We start from the raw sequence: 20,849 nt of genomic DNA, 5'->3' as shown, positions 1-20,849 counted from the left end.
TTTATGCGTTAATTGCAATCATTAATTCTTCTCACATCAACTTAATCATTCCAATAAAAATAAAAAAACTAACGAAATCGTTTGACTTCGCTAGTTTTTTATTCTTATAAATTATCTTTTAAAACAGAAATGATTGTGGCGATCGAGAAAAATCCAAAAGCAAGTACGGATAGAACTGAGAATCCTAATGCAAGGAAATTTCTATACTTTAACTGACGGATAACAGATACAACCGAAACAATTGCTACAACTAAGAAAATAATTCCTAATACAATATGTTGCATTGGCATTGAAGCTTTACCTCCTTACAGATAACCATTGATCTTTGTTTGTTTAAAAAATTCATTTATATTAATATGTATTATACTACCACATTTATTCTAGTATAAAATTAACTATTTGTCGAGGAAATCATATAAAGTTAAAAATTTCTTCACAACCACAATAACAGGAGGGAAATGCATTGCAAATTAAGAACTTTCCACTAGGGGCTTTAGGGACAAATTGTTATATCCTCTATAAGAATAAAAAAGCGATTATTATTGACCCAGGAGCAGAAGGGGATAAAGTTATAAATTGGCTAACTGAAGAGGGAGTAGAACCTTTGGCTATCCTGTTAACTCATGCACACTTTGATCATATTGGAGCTGTAGAGCAATTACGCAATCATTATAATATTAAGGTATACATGCATGCCTTAGAAAAAGAATGGCTAAAAGAACCAACTCTAAATGGCTCCAGTCGATTTTTTGGTGGAGAAATCAAAACAGCTTCACCAGATATATTATTACAGCCTGGGAAATATCAACTTGATATTTTTGAAATGGAAATTTTTCACACCCCAGGGCATTCTCCAGGTAGCATTAGCTTCTATTTTGAAAAAGAGGGAATTATTATAAGTGGAGATGTGTTATTTCATAGAAGTATTGGTAGAACTGATTTACCAGGTGGCGATTTTTCCGTGTTAGAAGAATCGATTCAACGTACAATCTACCCGTTAGCGGACCAAACTATTGTTTATCCAGGACATGGCCCGCAAACGACTATAGGAGAAGAGAAACGATTAAATCCTTTTGTGAATGCAATTTAAGAAAACAAAAAACCCTGCAAGTGGCATGTTATGTATGCGCAGGGTTTTTTGTTTACTTAATGCCCGAAACCAGGCACTAAATGGAATTCTGAATACCACGTAAAACCTATCATGAAAACAGTTAAGTAAGCTCCGAACAAGTACATGTACATACGCTCAGATAATTTCAAATAACCTATTGTTAGGAAAAATATTGTTTGAACTAGGGATAGTAATGCGGGACCAGTCATACCACCGGCATAGAACATTACTGTGAAAATACCAGTCCAAAAGGCAAGGACTCGAAACATTCTGTCCATCATTTCCCCTCCTTTTCACTCTGTCTCAATGTTATTATATACAAGTCATGCAATAATGTAAACGAAACACATTTTGAATAAATGGTGAATTATTTCTTGGCTAGAAATCAAATCCTCCATGTATACGAAGAGAAATCTTCATTCGGGTGCATGATTAATGATTTAGTAACTTCATATAAATAGCCACCATTTGTTTGAATAATAAAGGTTAAATGGATGTAATCAACTGATTGAGAAATCTCAATCGTAACAATCCCATTTGGAAAAGTATAATTAATTTTTTCTACACCATTATTATATTGTGAGTATTGTTCGCTTTTATACTTCCTATAACTTAATTCAAATAGTGATTGTGCTGTTATTTGTTCGATAAGATTTGCCGTCATTTTACTGTCATGATGATATTTAATCAAGTTCGTTGATACATACAGTAAAGTTATTGCTGTTAACATTAAAACAAGTGGCAATGTGAACCCTTGTTCATTCTGGAAGAAATACGATTTCTTTTTCATATGTATCTCCTTTACTTGACGAAATAATAATTTTGAAACCATGGGGGAGAAGCTGACATTGAAAATCCCGGATATTTCTTAATAATATTTCATGACCTTGATTATTCACTTGTCTACGAATGACGTTACCATATTTTTCGATAGAAACAAGATCTCCTGTTAATGTAGTCATACTAACCTTGTTATTCTTAATAGACAGTTCGTTCACTTGATTTACATTATGCTGAATAAAATGAAATAATTGTTGGATGGAAATCTCATCATAATGATGTTCCCGGGGAAATGTTTTTACAATAGCACCATATATATGAATACATATGATAGCTAACGTAATCATTAACAGAACAGTATAGAAAGTAAAGGCTCTTTCATTATTCTTCCCAACCATATAGACAGACCTCTTCTTTGCGCTGCATGATATTAAGCCATGTTGCACAGCCTATTATTAGTGAATCTTCAAACCTGTTAAATGTAAACGTTACAGAGATGGAATCTATTTCTCTTTGGAATGACGATGGTACAACTTTAGATTGCATTTCATCATGTAAAACGTAAGTGACAGCTCTTCGCTCACTCAATACTTCTCTTTCAAAAGAAATGTGAGTGACTAGGGGGATAAGTAGTGTACATAGAAGTAAAAAAATAGTTAAGGAAACGATAACTTCTATAACTGTAAAACCTCTATTGTTTTTCAATATATCCACGTCCCTTACCAGGAGGAAATACTATATTATATTTGTTCTTCGGAGATATTAACTGGATTGTTCCAGCTTGACGAATTGTCCCATATTCATTAAAAGCGATAGAACGATATTGACGCCTATTAATTCTCCATCCAGTTGGGAGGTTTCGGATAATGTCTTTATTATCTGACGTCTCAATAACGTATCGATCTTCATAAAGAACAATTCGATTGTAATATGAAGACCCAAGGGTTTGATTTTGTAAATATAACAAATCATATTCAAGTATGTGTAAAACAGTTTCTTCGTTTTTTCGTTCGATAAAGGACGTGGAGATTGGTATTGAGATGAGAAGCACGATACTGATGACTGAAAGTACTACTAAAATTTCAATCAGGGTAAATCCAGATTGTTTAGTTTGTTGTAGATCCATTATCGGTCACTATCCCATTTTCGAGAGATAGAGGTTTCCCAGAGCAGGAAAGTTGATCTTCACTACGGAGATATTTTTCATCTAGCAGTACTTCAAGGTTTTCAGGATACGTTCCATTTTCTAAGTAATACGTATCAACTTGAGCTTGTACGACTGCAACTAAAGCATCACAACCGTCCTCTTGTACTTTTTTATTCTTTTCCCCTAAGTTTGGAATAACAAGTAATAATATGATGGAAATGACCATCATCACCACTAACATTTCTATTAAAGTAAATCCTTTTTCATTTCTAAACATTTGAACTCCTCCTTAAAATGTTTCGATTAATTGATACATAGGTAACATAATGGATAAATAAATCATGATGATTACAAGCCCTAAAACAATGAAAAAGATAGGCTGAATATACGTAATAAATTTAATAATTCTCTGGTTAATTTCCTCCGTTAAAAAAGTAGCATAGATAGTTAAGTCATTTTTTAGTTCTTCTTGATTCGTATTTTTTTGGAAAATAGATGCAAGTTGTGGACTAATAAATGATAATTCACTCATAGTCATGGAGATATGTCTTCCGTTATTTAGGCTTTCGGTTAATTGAGTTGCATAATAGGAAAGTAGTGGAAGTTTACTTTGATTCGCTAGAATGATTAACACATCTCTAATTGATAGGCCAGTACCGAGTAGGGAGCCAAAATGAGTAGAAAATAAAAAGGATGTGTTCAATGTTAAGTAACTTCGATAAAATGGGATGGCTTGATATATTCTAATTTGCTTTGAGATTGGCAACCGGTGTTTCCAATACTTCCAACATATAATCGTAATGCCAATAATGACACCAATGATGACGAGGCTAATATACAAGATGGAAAATAAATGTATTATCGACATAAGAAAAAAACTATCGCCACTACCAGTTTGAAATAAATTCATTATATACGGGAGTACTTTCTGTTGAATAAACATAAATGTAATTGTAAAAATGATAGTGAGGATGATAGGGTAGCGAATTGCTTGCGCGAATTTTTTCTTATACATTAGCCTTTGCTCGTATATGTCTATACATTGGAGAATACTTTCTTCTAAATCGCTATGTTCCTTTGAAAAATAGATATATGTTGTAATGAGGGAATGGAAGGACAGTCTTTCTAGTGCTTGTTCGAAGGAAATACCACGTTTTAATTGATCGATAATCTCAATTGCAAGTGATTGTAATGTTTTATCCCATTTTAATGTCTCTAAAGCAGCTAATAATGAATACCCATTGGATAGGGATCTAGATAGTCTATTCAGAAACGATAATTGGATGGAAGCAGGTAATCGTTTATTCTTTCTCAAAAGTCTCGTTAGAGATAAATCCATAGCTCCATGCCTTCCTTTTTAAATAGAAGAAAGTATGTTTATAATGATTGAAATTAATATTTTCGCCTTGTATAGCTTTGCTTAATAATTTTCCATCCAATATTTCTAGTAGAGCTGCTCTTCGTTTTGATTCGTTACTAGAGATGATAGGTATTAATTGAATAGAAGAAATCCCAATTAATGATTGTTCCAACTCAACTCTAGTCAATCCCATTTCCAATAGTCGCTGAATCGTACCAATTGTGTTTTTGGCGTGAATAGTACTTAAGACTAAATGCCCTGTTAAAGAAGCCTCCAATGCAAATTTTGCAGTATGTCTATCCCTTATTTCTCCAACCATGATTATATCTGGGTCATGCCGTAGTGCAGCTTTTAACCCAGTTTGATACGTAATCCCTGCTTTTTCATTAACCTGTACTTGTAAGATGTCATCAATATTCTTTTCAATTGGGTCTTCGAGTGTAATGGTTTGGAAAGAGCCATTTTTTAACGTCTCCTCTAGTAATGCATAAAGTGTAGTTGTTTTCCCACTACCAGTTGGACCGGAAATTAAAATTAATCCCGCACGGAAATTCATCCATTGTTTAATTTTTGTTAATTGATTTTTGAATAAAAATAATTGATCGAGGGAAAAGTGTTTACCTTGAGGAAGGATCCGCATTGCAAGGCTTTCTAATTGATTTACAGGTAATGTAGATAATCGAAGAGAATAATCTTGAGAATTTGTTTGGTATGGAATAGTACCATTTTGGGGTTTTCTTATTTCACCAATATCCATCCCTGATGTAAACTTGTAATAGGTAAGAAGTAATTCGTATTCTACAGTTGAAATGGTTGTGTGTAGAATTCGCTTGCCTTGTATTCTGAAATAAATATTGGTATTTTGCGTGAAGGGATAGAAATGAATATCAGTGGCTTGACTTTTAAGGGCTTGTTGAAGAATTTTGTCTGACAGAAGCTGTGCAGAATTCAATCAGTTACACCTCCATCTTATTTTCTATTTATTATTATTCGACATATACATGCAAAATCCTTCTTTTTTATTAAAAAAATTTTAGAGGGTGAAATAAATGAAGAAACTATACTTGATTGGCTTTATGGGATGCGGGAAAACTTCCACTTCTCACTATCTTAGTAAAAAAACAGGCCTAACCCATGTAGATATTGATGAATTAGTAGAAAAAAATCAACAGAAGAAAATTAAGTCCATTTTTCAAGAGGACGGGGAAGCCGTTTTTAGGCAGTATGAATCGGAGACATTAATGGCTATTAACGATGCTGTAATCGTTTCAACCGGTGGTGGCATTGTCGAAAGGGTAGAAAATATTCAATTTATGAAAGAAACGGGCGTTCTCATCTATTTAAAAACGTCACTCGAAATAATTAAACAACGGATTACCAATGATGGAACACGTCCACTATGGAATAATTCTAAAGATATTAATAGTTTATATGAAAAAAGAACTCGATTGTACGAAATGAATGCTGATTACATAATTGATTGTGATGATATGACGATTGAAGAAGTTGGCTTACGCATATTAGAATTATCAACGTATAAAGCTGTTTTAAAACGTGAAGAGTAATAATAATCATTTGAAAAAAGAGGTGATAACGATAAAGGGAAATGATTATGTAAAATATATGACAGAACAAGTTGTATCGTATATTGATCAACCAAAAGAAGTAAGGAAACAAAAACGTTTAGAACAAAAAGCAAATTCCCAAATGCTACCTATTGGAAACAAATGGTTTGGAGCATTGCCATTTGCTATTAAATCTATGTTTAAGAAAGTAGAGTGAAAGGGTGGGTAAGGTCTAATTATATGTTCAAATAGTTAGACCTTATCGTTTAGTTTATAAAATTTCCATTCAGATAAAAAATCCCACCGTTTACGATATTCACTTGAATTTTTGGATGGTATCTTTCTTTTAAATCTTGCAGTTCCTTTTCCATCTGATCGATCTCCTCGTCCCACTCATCTTCATAAAAGTGTTTAAGAAGCTCCATTTCATTTTCTAAAGTTTCTAGTGATTCCTTTGCCCAGTCATGATCTAAATCGCTAATATATTGATCAATTACGGAAAGTATTCGTTTATAACCACTTTGAGGCTTAATAATGGGTGTAATCGTATAACAAAAATCTGAAATTTTCATTCCAAATTCTATCCCATGTAACGCATCCATCATTTCTGTTTTCATAACTCCATTGATTAAATTTAGTCCAATCGAAAATATCTCATCCTTTTTATGTTTTCCAATGTAGCTTATTTTTAAGTTAACAACTAACCATGGATGTAGGGCTGTATTTTGATTTGCTTGAACGACTTGAAATAATCGTGTAAATCGTTCATTTTCTTTTAAATGATTTAATATTTGCTGAAGACGGGGACTCCCAAAGTGGATTCGTTCCCCTTTGAGATCTTGAATTTCTTGATTAGTTATTAACGTCAGTTGCATTGGGTCGCCTTCACGACCCATATTTTTAATATAGTGCCAATAAAAAGGACGATTCATAAGTGCCCGATCCATTTTCTCGTTTAGTTGGATTTGAAGAACGCCATCTTGATTGGAAATTATCTCACAGTGATGCGCGGTGAAGTAATCCTTTAGAAACGAATGAAGTTCAATTGCCATACTGTGATTCCTCCGTCATGGTATTTTGATGCGTGTTTTGTATAATAGACGTTAAATTATCTAGCTTTATCTTTATTTCTCCAGTTGATGATGATTCTTTCATTATGGATTGAATTTCTTCTTCAAAACTATCTATTTTTAACTCCGCTAATATATCATCTAAATGACCAATAACCTTTTCAAAAAGGGCAATTTTTTCATAAAGTAACTTCATAATATGTTCTTCCAATGTATTCCGAATGGCAAAGTTATAGATATGAACATCTTTTTCTTGTCCATAACGATGTATTCTACCAATACGCTGTTCTAAACGCATTGGGTTCCATGGAAGGTCATAGTTAATCATATAATTACAAAATTGTAAATTAATCCCTTCACCTCCTGCTTCTGTTGCAATTAATACTTGTGCCCGATCCTTGAATAATTGCTTCATCCAATCTTTTTTTCCACGTTTAAATCCTCCCCGAAATGGTACCGATGTAATGCCATGTTGCTGTAAAATCCATTGTAAGTACAGTTGAGATGCTCGATACTCGGTGAAAATAATAACTTTTTCATCGCCAATTTCTTTGATTAATTCCACTACTTTTTGTGCTTTCGCATGATGGGGGAGTTGACCAATTCTTTCAATTATTGGTTGTAATATTTCCCTACCATGATGTTCTTCATTATTAACAAATTTTTGTAATGATAAATAACAAGCTTCTCTGGAGGAACATAATTCTCTTAAAAAGGTAATTTTAGAAAAAGAAGAGAACGGTTGGAACGTCTTATCTAGTTCGTTGTAAACTTCATACTCTTCATCGGTAAAATCTACCCACACGGTTTCAATATTTCGTTTTGTTGTATTGAGTGACGTATCTTTTCTCGTGTTTCTAACCATTACTTTTTGAACTAATTGTTTTAAGTACGTGTCTTGATTGATCTTTTTACGGTCTTTTCCATACTTTTCTAAAAAGGATTCATAGTTTCCTAAATGTCCAGGTTTTAAAATTGAAACAAGATTGAAAATTTCTATTAGTTGATTCTGTACGGGTGTTGCAGTTAGCAATAAACAATACTTTTTCTTTAGGGCACGAACAAATGCATAGTTTTTTGTTTTATGGTTTTTTAATTTATGTGCTTCATCTATTAATACAAAATCATAATTAATATCTAAAATTGCTTCCCTGTGCGGAGATCTTTTAGCTGTATCAATAGAAGTGACAATAATGTCATAACTATCCCACGGATAATGTTTTTTAAATGTTGCGGCAGGGATGTAGAACTTTTCATTTAACTCTTTTACCCATTGGTTAACTAAGGATGCGGGGACTAAGATAAGTATCTTTTTGGCAAGTCCGCGAATCATATATTCTTTTAAGATTAATCCAGCTTCAATCGTCTTTCCTAACCCTACCTCATCAGCTAAAATAGCTCTTCCATTCATTTCTTCAATTGCCTGTTTTGCCGTTTGCACTTGATGTGGTAAAAAATTCATTTCTGGTAAGAATTCTAATGCTCTTAAACCATGGAAATCCTTTGTGAAAGTTGTTAATTCTGCATCATAGGCCATTTTAAAAAGTTCCCAAGATGAAAAAGGACCATCATGGTCTAGTTTTTCTTGTAAATCGTTAATAAAATTATTATCATATGATACTTCAATATTGTTCATTTGATACTTCCTTTATCAGTAGTTTCATAATTTATTGAACGTAAAGGATACATTTTCAATTGTAATATGGTATAATGTAAGCGATATCTTTCGTAAAATTTGTTTTGATACATAGTATAACCATAAAGATAGAATTTCATTATGGCGAATGAGTACAAGGGGAGAGATTACCACTCGAGGAGAACAGGTAACGCCGAAGGAGCAAGCAAGTTGCGAATCTCTCAGGCAAAAGAACCCTTGTAGGACGCACCTCTGGAGAGTGTTTGTCTTAACAAACCACCCACGAAGCACGCATTTATCAATAAATGCTAAACTTTCTGGTTACAGGACAGAGGCAGTATTGAAGGGGGACAGGCCCCTTTCAAGCTGTCTCTATTTTTATGGTTAATTATTAGAAAATTTAAAAAGGGAGTGGTTATCGTGAGTGAACTGAAACGAACACCTATTTATTCTGAATATGAAAAGTATGGGGCAAAAACTATCGACTTTGGGGGATGGGATTTACCTGTACAATTTTCCAGTATTAAAGAGGAACATGTAGCAACAAGAACGACTGCTGGATTGTTTGATGTATCTCATATGGGAGAAATATTAGTGACAGGTCCAAAAAGTTTGGAGTATCTACAATATGTCACTACAAATGATGTATCCAAATTAGTTCCTAACAAAGCCCAATACGCTTTTATGTGTTACGAAGATGGTGGCACAGTTGATGATTTTCTCATTTATATGCTCCGTGAAAATGAATATTTACTAGTAGTAAATGCTGCAAATACCGATAAAGATTTTGAATGGATGATTAAAAATAATCAATATGCAGCTGAGGAAGTAACCATACAAAATGTATCGGCTAATTATGCACAAGTTGCATTACAAGGACCAAAAGCAGAAGAAATCTTACAAACGATGACAGAAACAGATTTAAGTGCAATAACATTCTTCCGATTTGATCAGGAAGTATATTTATCTGGAATTGAAAAACCAGCACTTGTTTCAAGAACTGGTTATACCGGGGAAGGTGGGTTTGAAATATATATTGATGCTGAAGCAGGGCCAGTTCTTTGGAACCGTATTTTAGAGGCAGGTAAAGAGAAAGGACTACTACCAGTTGGCTTAGGGGCTCGTGATACGCTACGCTTTGAAGCAAACCTACCACTTTATGGACAAGAACTATCCCAGTCAATTACACCAATTGAAGCTGGACTTGGGTTTGCTGTTAAAGTAAATAAGAAAGAGAATTTTATTGGAAAAGAAGTTTTAAAAGAACAAGTAGAAAATGGAACATCTCGTAAAATAGTCGGCATTGAGATGATCGATAAAGGTATTCCACGCCATGGGTACGAAGTTTTATATGGAGATGAGGAAATCGGTGTTGTTACTTCTGGTACACAATCACCAACTCTACAAAAGAATATTGGCTTAGCTATAATTAAGAGTGAATATGCTACGCTAGATAATGAACTAACCATTCAGGTGAGAAAGCGTAAGCTTCGTGCAAAAGTTATTCCAAGAACATTTTTAAAGCAGGATTAATAGGGAGGGAACAACAATGGAATTTCGTTATTTACCGATGACAGAAACAGATAAGAAAGAAATGTTAGATGCGATTGGTATCCAATCAACGGAAGAGTTATTTTCTGATATTCCAGATAAAGTTCGACTTAAAAGAGAAATGAATCTGAAAGCTCCTACAAGCGAAATCGAATTGAAAAAAGAGCTTGTTAGAATGAGTAAGAAAAACTACAACTTACAAGAATACACATCGTTCCTTGGGGCGGGGGTATATGATCACTTCATCCCATCAGTTGTCGATCATGTCATTTCACGTTCAGAATTTTATACAGCGTATACCCCATATCAACCAGAAATTTCACAAGGGGAATTACAAGCAATTTTTGAGTTCCAGACGATGATTTCAGAACTAACTGGTATGCCTGTTGCAAACTCGTCCATGTATGATGGGGGAACATCACTTGCTGAAGCAGTTAATTTAAGTGCAGCACAAACAAGAAAGAAGAAGGTATTAGTTTCTAAAGCTATTCATCCAGAGTCCCAAGCAGTAATTGAAACATATGCGAAAGGTCCAAATTTAGAAATCGTCTACATTGATCATGTTGACGGTCGAACAGACTTAGACCAATTAGCACGTGAACTTGATGAAGATACAGCAAGTGTTGTAATCCAATATCCAAACTTCTTTGGCCAAGTGGAACCATTAAAAGAAGTTAGAGAATTACTAGATGGACAGAAGAAAACGATGTTTATAGTTTCTAGTAATCCACTTGCATTAGGATATTTAACACCTCCTGGGGAATTTGGTGCAGATATTGTTGTCGGTGATACACAAGTCTTTGGAATTCCTGCTCAATTTGGTGGGCCACATTGTGGATACTTCGCTACAACAGAAAAATTAATGCGTAAAATACCAGGTCGATTAGTGGGACAAACTGTTGATGAAGATGGAGTACGTGGTTTTGTATTAACTTTACAAGCTAGAGAGCAGCATATTCGTCGCGAGAAAGCAACATCTAATATATGTTCGAACCAGGCTCTAAATGCGTTGGCTAGTTCTGTTGCAATGAGTTCAATCGGTAAACATGGACTAAAGAAAATGGCTGAATTGAACATGCAAAAAGCACGTTACGCTAAAAAGAAATTGGAAGAGGCTGGGTTTGAAGTGCTTTCAGATGGAGCATTTTTCAATGAATTTGTTGTGAAATTACCAGTTACGGTTAAAGTAGCAAATGATAGATTATTAGAAAAAGGCATCATCGGTGGCTATGATTTAGCTGTATATTACCCTGAACTTGAAGGCCATATGTTAATTGCTGTTACAGAAATTCGTACAAAAGAAGAAATTGATGCTTTTGTAAAAGAATTGGGGGATATCCATGAGTAATAAAGACTTTCCATTAATATTTGAACGTAGTAAAGAAGGTAGAGTGAGTTATAATCTACCAGAACTTGATGTTCCAGCAGTGGATTTAGACGCTGAATTAACAGACACATATGTGCGGAGTGAAGCACCAGAACTACCAGAAGTAAGTGAACTAGAGATCATGCGCCATTATACTGGTCTATCTAACCGTAACTACGGAGTAGATTCTGGATTCTATCCACTCGGTTCATGTACGATGAAATACAATCCAAAGATTAACGAAGATGTTGCTCGTTTGGATGGGTTTAGTCATATTCATCCATTACAAGATCCAAAGACTGTCCAAGGGGCATTAGAAATGATGTATGACCTTGGTGAGTCTTTAAAAGAAATTACAGGCATGGCAGCAGTTTCCTTACAATCAGCAGCTGGAGCACATGGAGAATGGACAGGGCTTATGATGATTCGTGCCTTCCATGAAGCAAACGGTGATTTTCAGCGTACAAAAGTTATCGTTCCTGACTCTGCACATGGAACAAACCCAGCATCAGCAGCGGTTGCCGGGTTTGAAGCTGTAACAGTAAAATCTAATGAAAATGGATTAGTAGATTTAGAAGACTTAAAACGTGTTGTTGGTGATGACACAGCAGCATTAATGCTAACTAACCCAAATACACTAGGTCTTTTTGAAACAGAAATTCTTGAAATGGCAGAAATTGTACATGGTGTCGGTGGGAAATTATACTACGACGGTGCCAACTTAAACGCAATTATGGGATATGCTCGTCCAGGAGATATGGGCTTTGACGTCGTTCACTTGAACTTGCATAAAACATTCACTGGACCACATGGTGGGGGAGGACCAGGTTCTGGACCAGTTGGGGTTTCCGCTGAATTAGAACCATTCTTACCAAAACCTGTTATTGTTAAAGAAGATGACTTCTATACATTTGATTATGATCGCCCAGACTCTATTGGTAGAGTGAAACCTTACTATGGTAACTTCGGCATTAACCTTCGTGCGTATACGTATATTCGTACAATGGGAGCGGAAGGACTGAAAAAGGTAAGTGAATATGCGGTTCTAAATGCTAATTATATGATGCGTAAGCTAGAGAAAGCTTATGATTTACCATATACACAACACTGTAAGCATGAATTTGTTCTTTCGGGTAGAAGACAGAAAAAACTAGGTGTACGTACACTAGATATCGCTAAACGCCTGTTAGACTTTAATTATCACCCGCCTACCATCTACTTCCCATTAAATGTAGAGGAAGCATTGATGATCGAACCGACAGAGACGGAATCAAAAGAAACTTTGGATGGCTTCATTGATACGATGTTACAAATTGCAGATGAAGTAGAAAACAATCCTGAAATTGTCCAAGAAGCTCCACATCATACGATTGTGAAGCGGATGGATGAGACAACTGCAGCAAGAAAACCAGTGTTACGATATAAGAAGGCTTAAATTTAGAACGCCAAAGGGGTGTGGACTCCTTTGGCGTTTTTATTTTGGTATTTATCAAATTGCTTTATGGGGATGGGTGAAATGAAGAATGGGAAGACCGCTTATATCATTTTGGAGCTGAATGAAGTAGGAAATGAAGAATGGGAAGCTCTCATCCATCATTATAGAGTTTTTTGAATAACACAGAAAATAAAAAAAGCGAACATATGCACTATGGACAAGTGTATGTGTTCGCTTTTATTTTTATAAAGAAGATTATCCTCTTTTAACTTTCCCAGTCCACTTCTTAAATCCGCCTTTTAATTGGTTAATATCTTTGTATCCCTTTTTATGAAGTAGTTGAGCTGCTCTAGCAGAACGAGCTCCACTTTGGCAATAAAGATAAACTGGTTTATCCGGACGAATTTCAATTAAACGTTGTTTCATTTGGGTAACTGGAATATTTCTAGCGCCAAGAATATGACCGTTTTTAAATTCTTGAGGCTCTCTCACATCAATTAATTGTGCTTTTCGATAGCCTTCTCGGAATTGCTCCTCGGTAAGCGTCTTTAAATAATTGCGTTGTCTGAAGAAACGAAATACAGAAATAACGATTAAAATGATTAATGCTAATAATAGATATTCCATCTAATAAATCCCCCGTCTTTCACTTTGTACTATCCTATTATAGGCTGAAACCCTATTTTTTTCAAAGTATTTATTATCATATTGATTATATATCTATATTTAAGTTGTCCACTAACATATTTATATATTCTAGTGCAATTTTAAAATTTGTTAGATTTAGTAGATTTTCACATTGTTATCTTTAATTATCTTTATTTTTCTTATGTTTTTGTTATTTATCATGTTTGACAAAATTAATCATATATGCTCAAAACACAATATGTAGTATTTGTGTTAAAATTTACACACTAGATATTGAAATCCATTACCTAAATATGGTATGGTATTACTAGCTTACAAATCTATTAGTAGATTTAAAGATTTATATTTAAAGGAGAGATTAAATGTCAACGGCTGTCGAATCAAGAACTAACATTAATGTGGACATGCTTAACGAAGATATTAAGCAATTTCCACAGGTACATCCAATCACCCCAGATATGAAATTACTACATAAGGGTGTATCGAGGTTGGTCATGTTAGACCGATACGCGTTTAAAGATACAGAGAAAAAGACATTAAAAGAAGGGGATTTTGTTGTCTTAACGGTTAAAGCAGATCCAAAATTTCCAGCCAGGGGCTTAGGGTTTATAAAATCTATTGATAAAGCTAATAACGAAGCTCTAGTACAAGTAGAACCAGATTATGTTTCTGTTTTAGATGGTGAAGAAGCAGAAACAGGAATTGTAAAACGAGGATTAGATAGTATTGATAAGCCTCTTGAAGTGTTCTATGAGCAGATTGCAAAGCGTAATGCTACTGGTCTAGCAAGTGTAGAACCCACGGAAGAGTTACGTGAAAAGTGGGTTGACAAGTACTACCATGAGCTTGCTAACTTAAACTTTATTCCAGCAGGTCGGGTACTGTATGGTGCAGGTTCAGAAACCGAGGTAACTTACTTTAATTGTTACGTTATGCCTTATATTAAAGATTCTCGTGAAGGAATCTCTGAGCACCGGAAACAAGTTATGGAAATTATGAGTAGAGGTGGCGGTGTTGGTACGAATGGTTCCACCCTTCGTCCACGTAATGCCCTAGCAAGAGGAGTAAATGGTAAATCATCTGGATCAGTATCTTGGTTAGATGATATTGCAAAATTGACTCACCTTGTTGAGCAAGGTGGATCGCGAAGAGGAGCACAAATGATTATGTTAGTAGATAATCACCCTGACATAATCGAATTTATAATTTCTAAAATGCAAAATCCTAGGATCCTAAGGTTTTTAATTGAGAATACCGAGGATGAACAAATTAAGAAGTTAGCGCAAGAAAAATTAAAATTTACTCCTTTAACCGATACTGAAGTTGACTTATACCAAGGAATATTAAACTATAAAAATATTCCTGGACAAGGTGGATTTACAAATCAAGTACTACGTGAAGCGGAAGATAAGTTAAGAACTGGTGGAACGTATTCAGTTCATAATCCTGAATTCCTAACGGGTGCTAATATTTCTGTATGTATTACAAAAGATTTCATGGAAGCAGTTGAAAATGATACATGGTATGAATTGAAATTCCCAGATGTGGAGAATTACAACGAAGAAGAAATGAAAGCTTATAATGAAAACTGGCACAATGTTGGCGATGTACGTAAATGGGAAGAAATGGGCTACGGTGTCCGTGTATATCGACGAATTAAGGCAAAAGAGCTTTGGAATTTAATTAACATTTGTGCTACGTATTCAGCAGAGCCAGGAATTTTCTTTATTGACAATGCAAATGAAATGACAAACGCTAAAGCGTACGGTCAACAAGTTGTAGCAACAAATCCGTGTGGTAAAGTGGCTTAGTTTGCCTCACGTTAAAAATTGCGGAATGAAGCGGGAAGGCTGAGATGCTAATCCGAACCGAAGGCTAGAAGTAATATTCTAGTCAGGGGCAACGCATAGATGGTGAAACTCTTTACATGAGAATATAATCCATCCAAGAGGCCGCAACATTACACACTAATTGCACTAATCGCAACTACTACAATTCTATAATTATAACAAAGGATTGAGTATTTGATGAATAGAGGATATGCCGGTTACTACAAAGAACACTATTTGAGAAGTTCATATGAATATGCCTATGCAAGGTATCTTGATTTTAAGAAAATCTCTTGGAGTTATGAATCAGAGGTCTATGATATTGGCTATAAATTATATAAGCCAGACTTTTTCTTGTATGATGAAAATGGTAATCTAACAAAAATTGTAGAGGTAAAATCTAGAAATAGAAATGAAAAAGCAAAAGCATTAAATGCTTTGGAAATTATCTCGAAAAGATACAATATAGATTGCGAATTAGTTTCTTATGAGGAACTATTAGAAATATATAAGAAGCTTCCATTCTCCCTCACAGCAACAATAAATGAGTGGATAAATTCTAACAGTACTACTATTAACAAAGCTGCTTTTGGAAAACTAAATGGCCATTATAATATGGTTCACAGTGAAGAAACAAAAAGAATTATTGGAAATCATACAAAAAAGTTATGGCAGTCAAATAGTCTTTCAAAGCAAAGAATGGTTGAGGGACTTAGAAATTCTGGTCTATCACAAAAAGGTAAGATAAAGATTCCAAGAGAAGAGAGAACTTGTATAGAATGTAATAGCAAATATATTGTTATTAGAACTTCAACAAAAAAATATTGTAGTCGTACTTGTTCTGGTAATTCTGCAATCAGAAAAGCAACCCAAGCATATGTGATTCAAAGAAATGATATCCATATTAATATTAAGAAATTTATTATTAAGTGGTCAGTTTCTAATAGAGAATTAGTGCTCTCAATTCCGTATAATAGAATTAGTTCAAGTTTAGCGCCATTAATAAATAAGATAGAAGAATTATATGGTGTAAAGGATATGAGAGTTATCTCTAAAGCTGTGTTTGGTAAGGACTGCGGTAGAAAAGAATTGCTAAAATTCATGAAAAAAGTGTGTAATGAAAATGTATGCTGAACTTACAGGAATTCAACTGTAAGAACTATTGGATAAAAAGCCGGTAGGATAACAAAATCGGAACAACCACTTGCACCATATTCTGTCTGCAACCTTGCAGCAGTAAATCTTGGTGAAATGGCGAATAAAGAAACAAAAACAGTTGATTTTGAGAAGTTAGAACAAACTGTGAAAACTGGTGTCCGCATGCAGGATAATGTTATTGATGCGACTCCATATTTCTTAGAAGAAAATAAGAAACAAGCATTAGGAGAGCGTCGTATTGGACTTGGTGTAATGGGACTTCATGATCTTCTCATCTATTGTGAAACAGAATATGGATCAAATGAAGGTAATGAATTAGTTGACCAAATTTTTGAAACGATTGCGACGACTGCTTATCGTGAATCTATTGAACTTGCAAAAGAAAAGGGAAGCTTCCCATTCTTAGTAGGGGAAACAGATGAAGAAACGAAACAATTACGTGAAGCATTTATTGATACAGGTTATATGAGAGGAATGCCTGAAGATATTCGAGAAGATATTCTGAAATATGGTATTCGTAATTCTCACTTGCTAACTGTTGCACCTACGGGTAAACGCGTTGCCCCCTACATTTGTAAAAATGTAGCGTAAACTTGGCTATATGCGGGAAACTCTGGCGTATCTTTTGCTACCTAGCTTTGCCAGCTATTTGATAAAGGTAAAAATGCAAAAGTGTTGGCTATATATGCCTACCAGACAATTCGCAGGGAAGTCATGGCTGACCCCTCAACGACTACATGCCGAGCACCATAAAATATGGTTGATGATATAGTCTGATCCATATAGCGATATATGGAGCGGGTACTAATAACCCCGCCCTCTAGAAATAGAGAGTAACAAATATGAGCACAGGAACAATGGTTGGCGTATCAACAGGTCTCGAACCTTACTTCTCCTTCTCCTACTTCAGAAGTGGAAGATTAGGTAAATTTATCGAAGTAAAAGCAGATATCGTACAAGAATATTTAGAAGCAAATCCTGAAGCGGATGAGAACAACTTACCAAACTGGTTTGTAACAGCTATGGAATTATCTCCAGAAGCTCATGCAGATACACAATGTGTGATTCAACGTTGGGTAGATAGCTCAATATCCAAAACAGTGAACGCTCCAAAAGGATATACTGTTGAACAAGTAGAAAGTGTATACCGTCGATTATACCGTGGTGGTGCAAAAGGTGGTACGGTATATGTGGATGGAAGCCGTGACTCTCAAGTACTAACATTAAAAGCAGAAGAAAACACTTTCGAACAAACTGAATTATTCGAGAATGTAGAAGAACCGAAAAAAGTTGTCTTAATGGACACGATTCAAGAGTTGAATTCAACTGATGTAACGATTGGGTCAGAAGTAGGAGACACTTGCCCGGTTTGTCGAGAAGGTTCTGTCGAAGACATTGGCGGATGTAACACATGTACGAGCTGTGGTGCGCAATTGAAATGTGGTTTATAAACTTATAACGAATCAAAAGACTACCAAATGAAGAGAGATACTTGGTAGTCTTTTTTACTTAAAATTAAAGGGGAATGTTTCATGATTATTTTATTAAATGGTGCTTACGGAGTAGGGAAAACAACCATTGCCAATGAACTACTCACAAAAGTAGATAACAGTATACTCTATGACCCTGAAGAAGTAGGCTATATGCTTCGTAACATCATCACTGATGATATGAAGAAACAGGAGGAGCATACTGACAATTTCCAGGACCTACTACCTTGGAAACGGCTAGTAGTTACAGTAGCGAAAGAATTAATAACAACCTATGAGAAAAATTTAATCATACCAATGACAATCTATAAGAAAGAATATTTATCATACATCATAAATGGTATAAAAGAATGTGATCCAAATACTTTTCATTTTTGCCTAATTGCCAATAAATCCACTATACATAATCGGTTATTAAAAAGAGGAGAGGAAGCAGGAAATTGGTGTTTCCAACAAACAGACAGATGTCTTGAGGCATTTCAAGATGATATATTTCAAATTAAAATAAATACAGATCAAAAGTCGTCTCACCAAGTTGTTGAAGAAATAATGAAACAAATTAATTCTCTATAACGTATAGAAACTATATAACTTTAGGAGAGATGAGAACTATGAATAATTGGTGGGAGAATAAGAAAGAGCGGACTCGAAAGCATCGAAAACATGGTGAGAAATATACTTTTGGTGATTTTATCATGGATGTTTTATTTTGGATTCCGGAGTTAATCATTTTACCATTCCGACTAGTGTTCTGGGTTTTTCGTGGTTTATGGAGATTGTTCGATTTTACCTAAAAGCTTGTATCAAAATACTTTTTTCGGTATCCTCGATATAGAAACAATTTTGCCTTTGATAAAAAATTATTCTATGAAATGAGGAGAACAACATGCCTACACCTAGTATGGAGGACTATATAGAAATTATATACAATCTAATTGAATCAAAAGGATATGCAAGGGTCTCTGATATTGCTGAATCACTAGAGGTACATCCATCTTCTGTAACTAAGATGGTGCAGAAGTTAGATAAAGGAGAATATGTTCTTTATGAGAAATATCGAGGCTTTATTTTAACTGAAAAAGGAAATAAAGTAGGAGAACGGTTGGTTTTTCGTCATGAATTATTAGAAGAATTTCTAGAAATTATTGGTGTGAAAGAAGAGAATATTTATAATGATGTTGAGGGAATTGAACACCATCTAAGTTGGAATTCAATTGATAGATTAGGTGATTTAGTAACTTATTTCAAAGAAGACAAGAAACGTTTAGACGATCTAAAAGAAATCCAACTGAGGAAAAAAAATAATACCAAATAAAAAAGGACATTGTTCTAAACCACCAAACGATCGCTTACATATATAAAAAAGCGATAAGGGGATATTCTATGAAAATAGATGGTGTCTTCTCTGGTGGTGGTGTAAAAGCTTATGCATTTATTGGTGCCCTAGAAATTATTGAGAAGAAAAACCTACAGTTTGAACGTGTCGCAGGGACATCTGCTGGTTCAATAGTAGCTGCATTAATTGCGGCAGGATATCGTGTAGATGAACTAAAGAATATCTTAGATGAACTAGACCTAACACAATTATTAGATCCTCCAATGCTAACAAAAATCCTCCCAGGAAGTAAATGGTTTTTCTTATATTTTCAAATGGGGTTAAATAAAGGAGATAAGTTTGAACAGTGGGTCTATCGACAACTAGCACATCGTAATATATATACATTTGCAGATGTGACGGAAGGATATCTTAAAGTCGTAGTTAGTGATCTTTCATTAGGGAAACTAGTTGTTATCCCAGATGATTTAGAGAGAGTTTATGGGATAAAGCCTGAGAATTTCCCGGTAGCTAAAGCGGTTAGAATGAGTTCAGGATTTCCTTATTTCTTTATGCCAAGTAAGATTTATGGGAAAAAAAGAGGAAAGAGTTTAATTGTTGATGGAGGGTTGTTAAGTAACTTTCCACTCTGGGTATTTGAAGATGAGACAAATAAACGATTGAGACCAATTCTCGGTTTAAAGCTTAGTGATTCCCCAAGTGAAACCAGTCCAAAAAAGATTAAAAATGCACTTGATATGCTTCATGCACTATTTTCTACAATGAAACAGGCCCATGATGCAAGATATATCTCCACATCTGAAAAAGCAAATATTATTTTTATTCCCGTTAAAGGCGTACAAACAACAAACTTCATGATTGACGAGAAAGTGAAACAAGAGTTAATTAATACTGGTAGGCAGCGTGCAGAAAAGTTCTTAAAGTATTGGTCAACTTAATATAAAAATAAAGCGAGTTTCTTTAATTGGAAACTCGCTTTTTGTTTTTTGATTTATTTCCATCAATAACTCTTAAATGGGAAGGACGTTTACTTGCCTTTTTCTTGATTGGATTTGGTTGTTTCGGTTTTCTAGCTGTAGAAGTATTTTGATACTGTGCATATTTTGATTTCGACTGTTTAACCGCTTGTTTATATTTTTTAACATCGGATGAACGATTTCTTCCACCTAAAACAAAGTAATAAAACAGACCAAAAATTGCTAAACCGATGATAACTGTCATAAAAATATTTGATAGAAAACCAGTTGTGTTCGTTAATAATTGCATTACTAACCCAACAGCAGCTAGACCGATAATTCCATATATAATAAACTTCATAAAACGACTGTTGCCCATAGGTATCTTCCTTTCATTTTCTTATGTATTCT

24 protein-coding genes, 3 pseudogenes and 2 riboswitches are annotated in these 20,849 nt (G+C 34.6%); of the genes and pseudogenes, 14 read left to right on the top strand and 13 right to left on the bottom strand.

Features of this window, described 5'->3' with window-relative positions:
- Positions 1-104: 104 nt before the first annotated feature.
- A complete protein-coding gene (locus IEV35_RS05145) occupies positions 105-290 on the bottom strand; it encodes a DUF2759 family protein (protein WP_188383636.1) in 186 nt (61 codons plus the stop codon).
- 173 nt (positions 291-463) lie between these two features.
- Here IEV35_RS05145 and IEV35_RS05140 point away from each other — a divergent pair, with 173 nt between their 5' ends.
- A complete protein-coding gene (locus IEV35_RS05140) occupies positions 464-1,090 on the top strand; it encodes an MBL fold metallo-hydrolase (RefSeq protein WP_188383635.1) in 627 nt (208 codons plus the stop codon).
- A gap of 56 nt (positions 1,091-1,146) precedes the next feature.
- Here IEV35_RS05140 and IEV35_RS05135 read toward each other — a convergent pair whose 3' ends face one another.
- From IEV35_RS05135 to comGA, 8 genes are all read right to left on the bottom strand, one after another.
- Positions 1,147-1,389, bottom strand: a complete 243-nt coding sequence (locus IEV35_RS05135) for a DUF2626 domain-containing protein (protein WP_188383634.1) — start codon at positions 1,387-1,389, stop codon at positions 1,147-1,149.
- A gap of 107 nt (positions 1,390-1,496) precedes the next feature.
- A complete protein-coding gene (locus IEV35_RS05130) occupies positions 1,497-1,901 on the bottom strand; it encodes a hypothetical protein (RefSeq protein WP_188383633.1) in 405 nt (134 codons plus the stop codon).
- Entirely contained in the window at positions 1,870-2,289 is a 420-nt protein-coding gene (locus IEV35_RS05125) for a ComGF family competence protein (RefSeq protein WP_188383632.1), read from the bottom strand. Before IEV35_RS05125 ends, IEV35_RS05130 begins: the two co-directional genes overlap by 32 nt.
- On the bottom strand, positions 2,273-2,596 hold the full coding sequence (locus IEV35_RS05120) for a type II secretion system protein (RefSeq protein ID WP_188383631.1): 324 nt from the start codon (positions 2,594-2,596) through the stop codon (positions 2,273-2,275). The genes IEV35_RS05125 and IEV35_RS05120 overlap by 17 nt, the downstream gene beginning before the upstream one ends.
- A complete protein-coding gene (comGD, locus tag IEV35_RS05115; protein WP_188383630.1) occupies positions 2,583-3,017 on the bottom strand; it encodes a competence type IV pilus minor pilin ComGD in 435 nt (144 codons plus the stop codon). Before comGD ends, IEV35_RS05120 begins: the two co-directional genes overlap by 14 nt.
- The gene (gene comGC, locus IEV35_RS05110) at positions 2,998-3,315 is read right to left on the bottom strand and encodes a competence type IV pilus major pilin ComGC (protein WP_188383629.1); all 318 of its coding nucleotides are present in this window, start codon (positions 3,313-3,315) and stop codon (positions 2,998-3,000) included. Before comGC ends, comGD begins: the two co-directional genes overlap by 20 nt.
- 12 nt (positions 3,316-3,327) lie before the next feature.
- On the bottom strand, positions 3,328-4,353 hold the full coding sequence (gene comGB, locus IEV35_RS05105) for a competence type IV pilus assembly protein ComGB (protein WP_188383628.1): 1,026 nt from the start codon (positions 4,351-4,353) through the stop codon (positions 3,328-3,330).
- Positions 4,340-5,350 carry a competence type IV pilus ATPase ComGA gene (gene comGA / locus IEV35_RS05100; protein WP_188383627.1) on the bottom strand — a complete coding sequence of 337 codons (1,011 nt, stop codon included), beginning with the start codon at positions 5,348-5,350 and terminating at the stop codon, positions 4,340-4,342. Before comGA ends, comGB begins: the two co-directional genes overlap by 14 nt.
- Before the next feature lie 97 nt (positions 5,351-5,447).
- Here comGA and IEV35_RS05095 point away from each other — a divergent pair, with 97 nt between their 5' ends.
- Both IEV35_RS05095 and IEV35_RS05090 read left to right on the top strand, forming a co-directional pair.
- Positions 5,448-5,963 carry a shikimate kinase gene (locus IEV35_RS05095; RefSeq protein WP_188383626.1) on the top strand — a complete coding sequence of 172 codons (516 nt, stop codon included), beginning with the start codon at positions 5,448-5,450 and terminating at the stop codon, positions 5,961-5,963.
- Entirely contained in the window at positions 5,953-6,180 is a 228-nt protein-coding gene (locus tag IEV35_RS05090) for a YqzE family protein (protein WP_308419768.1), read from the top strand. The genes IEV35_RS05095 and IEV35_RS05090 overlap by 11 nt, the downstream gene beginning before the upstream one ends.
- Positions 6,181-6,229: 49 nt before the next feature.
- Here IEV35_RS05090 and IEV35_RS05085 read toward each other — a convergent pair whose 3' ends face one another.
- Complete coding sequence (locus IEV35_RS05085; protein WP_188383625.1) at positions 6,230-7,015, bottom strand: YqhG family protein; 786 nt, start codon at positions 7,013-7,015, stop codon at positions 6,230-6,232.
- On the bottom strand, positions 7,005-8,669 hold the full coding sequence (locus IEV35_RS05080; RefSeq protein ID WP_188383624.1) for a DEAD/DEAH box helicase: 1,665 nt from the start codon (positions 8,667-8,669) through the stop codon (positions 7,005-7,007). The genes IEV35_RS05085 and IEV35_RS05080 overlap by 11 nt, the downstream gene beginning before the upstream one ends.
- 148 nt (positions 8,670-8,817) lie before the next feature.
- Positions 8,818-8,916, top strand: a riboswitch (glycine riboswitch).
- A gap of 2 nt (positions 8,917-8,918) precedes the next feature.
- A riboswitch (glycine riboswitch) is annotated at positions 8,919-9,004 on the top strand.
- 85 nt (positions 9,005-9,089) lie between these two features.
- Here IEV35_RS05080 and gcvT point away from each other — a divergent pair.
- The 3 genes from gcvT to gcvPB are packed head-to-tail and all read left to right on the top strand — an operon-like array spanning position 9,090 to position 13,021.
- Entirely contained in the window at positions 9,090-10,202 is a 1,113-nt protein-coding gene (gene gcvT, locus IEV35_RS05075) for a glycine cleavage system aminomethyltransferase GcvT (RefSeq protein ID WP_188383623.1), read from the top strand.
- A 16-nt stretch (positions 10,203-10,218) separates the two neighbouring features.
- Positions 10,219-11,568, top strand: a complete 1,350-nt coding sequence (gene gcvPA, locus IEV35_RS05070) for an aminomethyl-transferring glycine dehydrogenase subunit GcvPA (RefSeq protein WP_188383622.1) — start codon at positions 10,219-10,221, stop codon at positions 11,566-11,568.
- Positions 11,561-13,021: an aminomethyl-transferring glycine dehydrogenase subunit GcvPB gene (gcvPB, locus tag IEV35_RS05065; protein ID WP_188383621.1), complete on the top strand. Its 1,461-nt coding sequence runs from the start codon at positions 11,561-11,563 to the stop codon at positions 13,019-13,021. Before gcvPA ends, gcvPB begins: the two co-directional genes overlap by 8 nt.
- A gap of 255 nt (positions 13,022-13,276) precedes the next feature.
- On the opposite strand, the gene IEV35_RS05060 is transcribed toward gcvPB, so the two are convergent.
- Positions 13,277-13,648, bottom strand: coding sequence for a rhodanese-like domain-containing protein (locus tag IEV35_RS05060; RefSeq protein ID WP_188383620.1), 372 nt, complete (start codon positions 13,646-13,648; stop codon positions 13,277-13,279).
- Between the two features lie 383 nt (positions 13,649-14,031).
- Here IEV35_RS05060 and IEV35_RS05055 point away from each other — a divergent pair.
- The 8 genes and pseudogenes from IEV35_RS05055 to IEV35_RS05020 form a co-directional block, all read left to right on the top strand.
- A pseudogene (locus IEV35_RS05055) lies at positions 14,032-15,471 on the top strand (vitamin B12-dependent ribonucleotide reductase); the annotation flags it as partial.
- 225 nt (positions 15,472-15,696) lie between these two features.
- A complete protein-coding gene (locus IEV35_RS05050; protein ID WP_188383618.1) occupies positions 15,697-16,632 on the top strand; it encodes a PDDEXK family nuclease in 936 nt (311 codons plus the stop codon).
- A gap of 60 nt (positions 16,633-16,692) precedes the next feature.
- A pseudogene (locus IEV35_RS05045) lies at positions 16,693-17,247 on the top strand (ribonucleotide reductase barrel domain-containing protein); the annotation flags it as partial.
- 254 nt (positions 17,248-17,501) lie between these two features.
- Positions 17,502-18,107: pseudogene (locus IEV35_RS05040) on the top strand (ribonucleotide reductase barrel domain-containing protein); the annotation flags it as partial.
- Between the two features lie 81 nt (positions 18,108-18,188).
- Positions 18,189-18,719, top strand: a complete 531-nt coding sequence (locus tag IEV35_RS05035) for an AAA family ATPase (protein ID WP_188383617.1) — start codon at positions 18,189-18,191, stop codon at positions 18,717-18,719.
- A gap of 38 nt (positions 18,720-18,757) precedes the next feature.
- Positions 18,758-18,940 carry a hypothetical protein gene (locus IEV35_RS05030; RefSeq protein WP_188383616.1) on the top strand — a complete coding sequence of 61 codons (183 nt, stop codon included), beginning with the start codon at positions 18,758-18,760 and terminating at the stop codon, positions 18,938-18,940.
- A gap of 92 nt (positions 18,941-19,032) precedes the next feature.
- Positions 19,033-19,461 (top strand): transcriptional regulator MntR, encoded by a 429-nt coding sequence (gene mntR, locus IEV35_RS05025; protein ID WP_188383615.1) that lies wholly within the window; start codon positions 19,033-19,035, stop codon positions 19,459-19,461.
- Between the two features lie 68 nt (positions 19,462-19,529).
- Positions 19,530-20,420 carry a patatin-like phospholipase family protein gene (locus tag IEV35_RS05020; RefSeq protein ID WP_188383614.1) on the top strand — a complete coding sequence of 297 codons (891 nt, stop codon included), beginning with the start codon at positions 19,530-19,532 and terminating at the stop codon, positions 20,418-20,420.
- A 22-nt stretch (positions 20,421-20,442) separates the two neighbouring features.
- Here IEV35_RS05020 and IEV35_RS05015 read toward each other — a convergent pair whose 3' ends face one another.
- Positions 20,443-20,799 carry an SA1362 family protein gene (locus IEV35_RS05015; RefSeq protein ID WP_229740656.1) on the bottom strand — a complete coding sequence of 119 codons (357 nt, stop codon included), beginning with the start codon at positions 20,797-20,799 and terminating at the stop codon, positions 20,443-20,445.
- Positions 20,800-20,849: the final 50 nt, after the last annotated feature.

It is taken from the genome of Ornithinibacillus halotolerans (assembly GCF_014637405.1).
Classification (GTDB): domain Bacteria; phylum Bacillota; class Bacilli; order Bacillales; family Amphibacillaceae; genus Ornithinibacillus; species Ornithinibacillus halotolerans.
The sequence above is the reverse complement of the archived record's forward strand: the minus strand, read 5'-3'. Positions and strand labels throughout refer to the sequence as shown.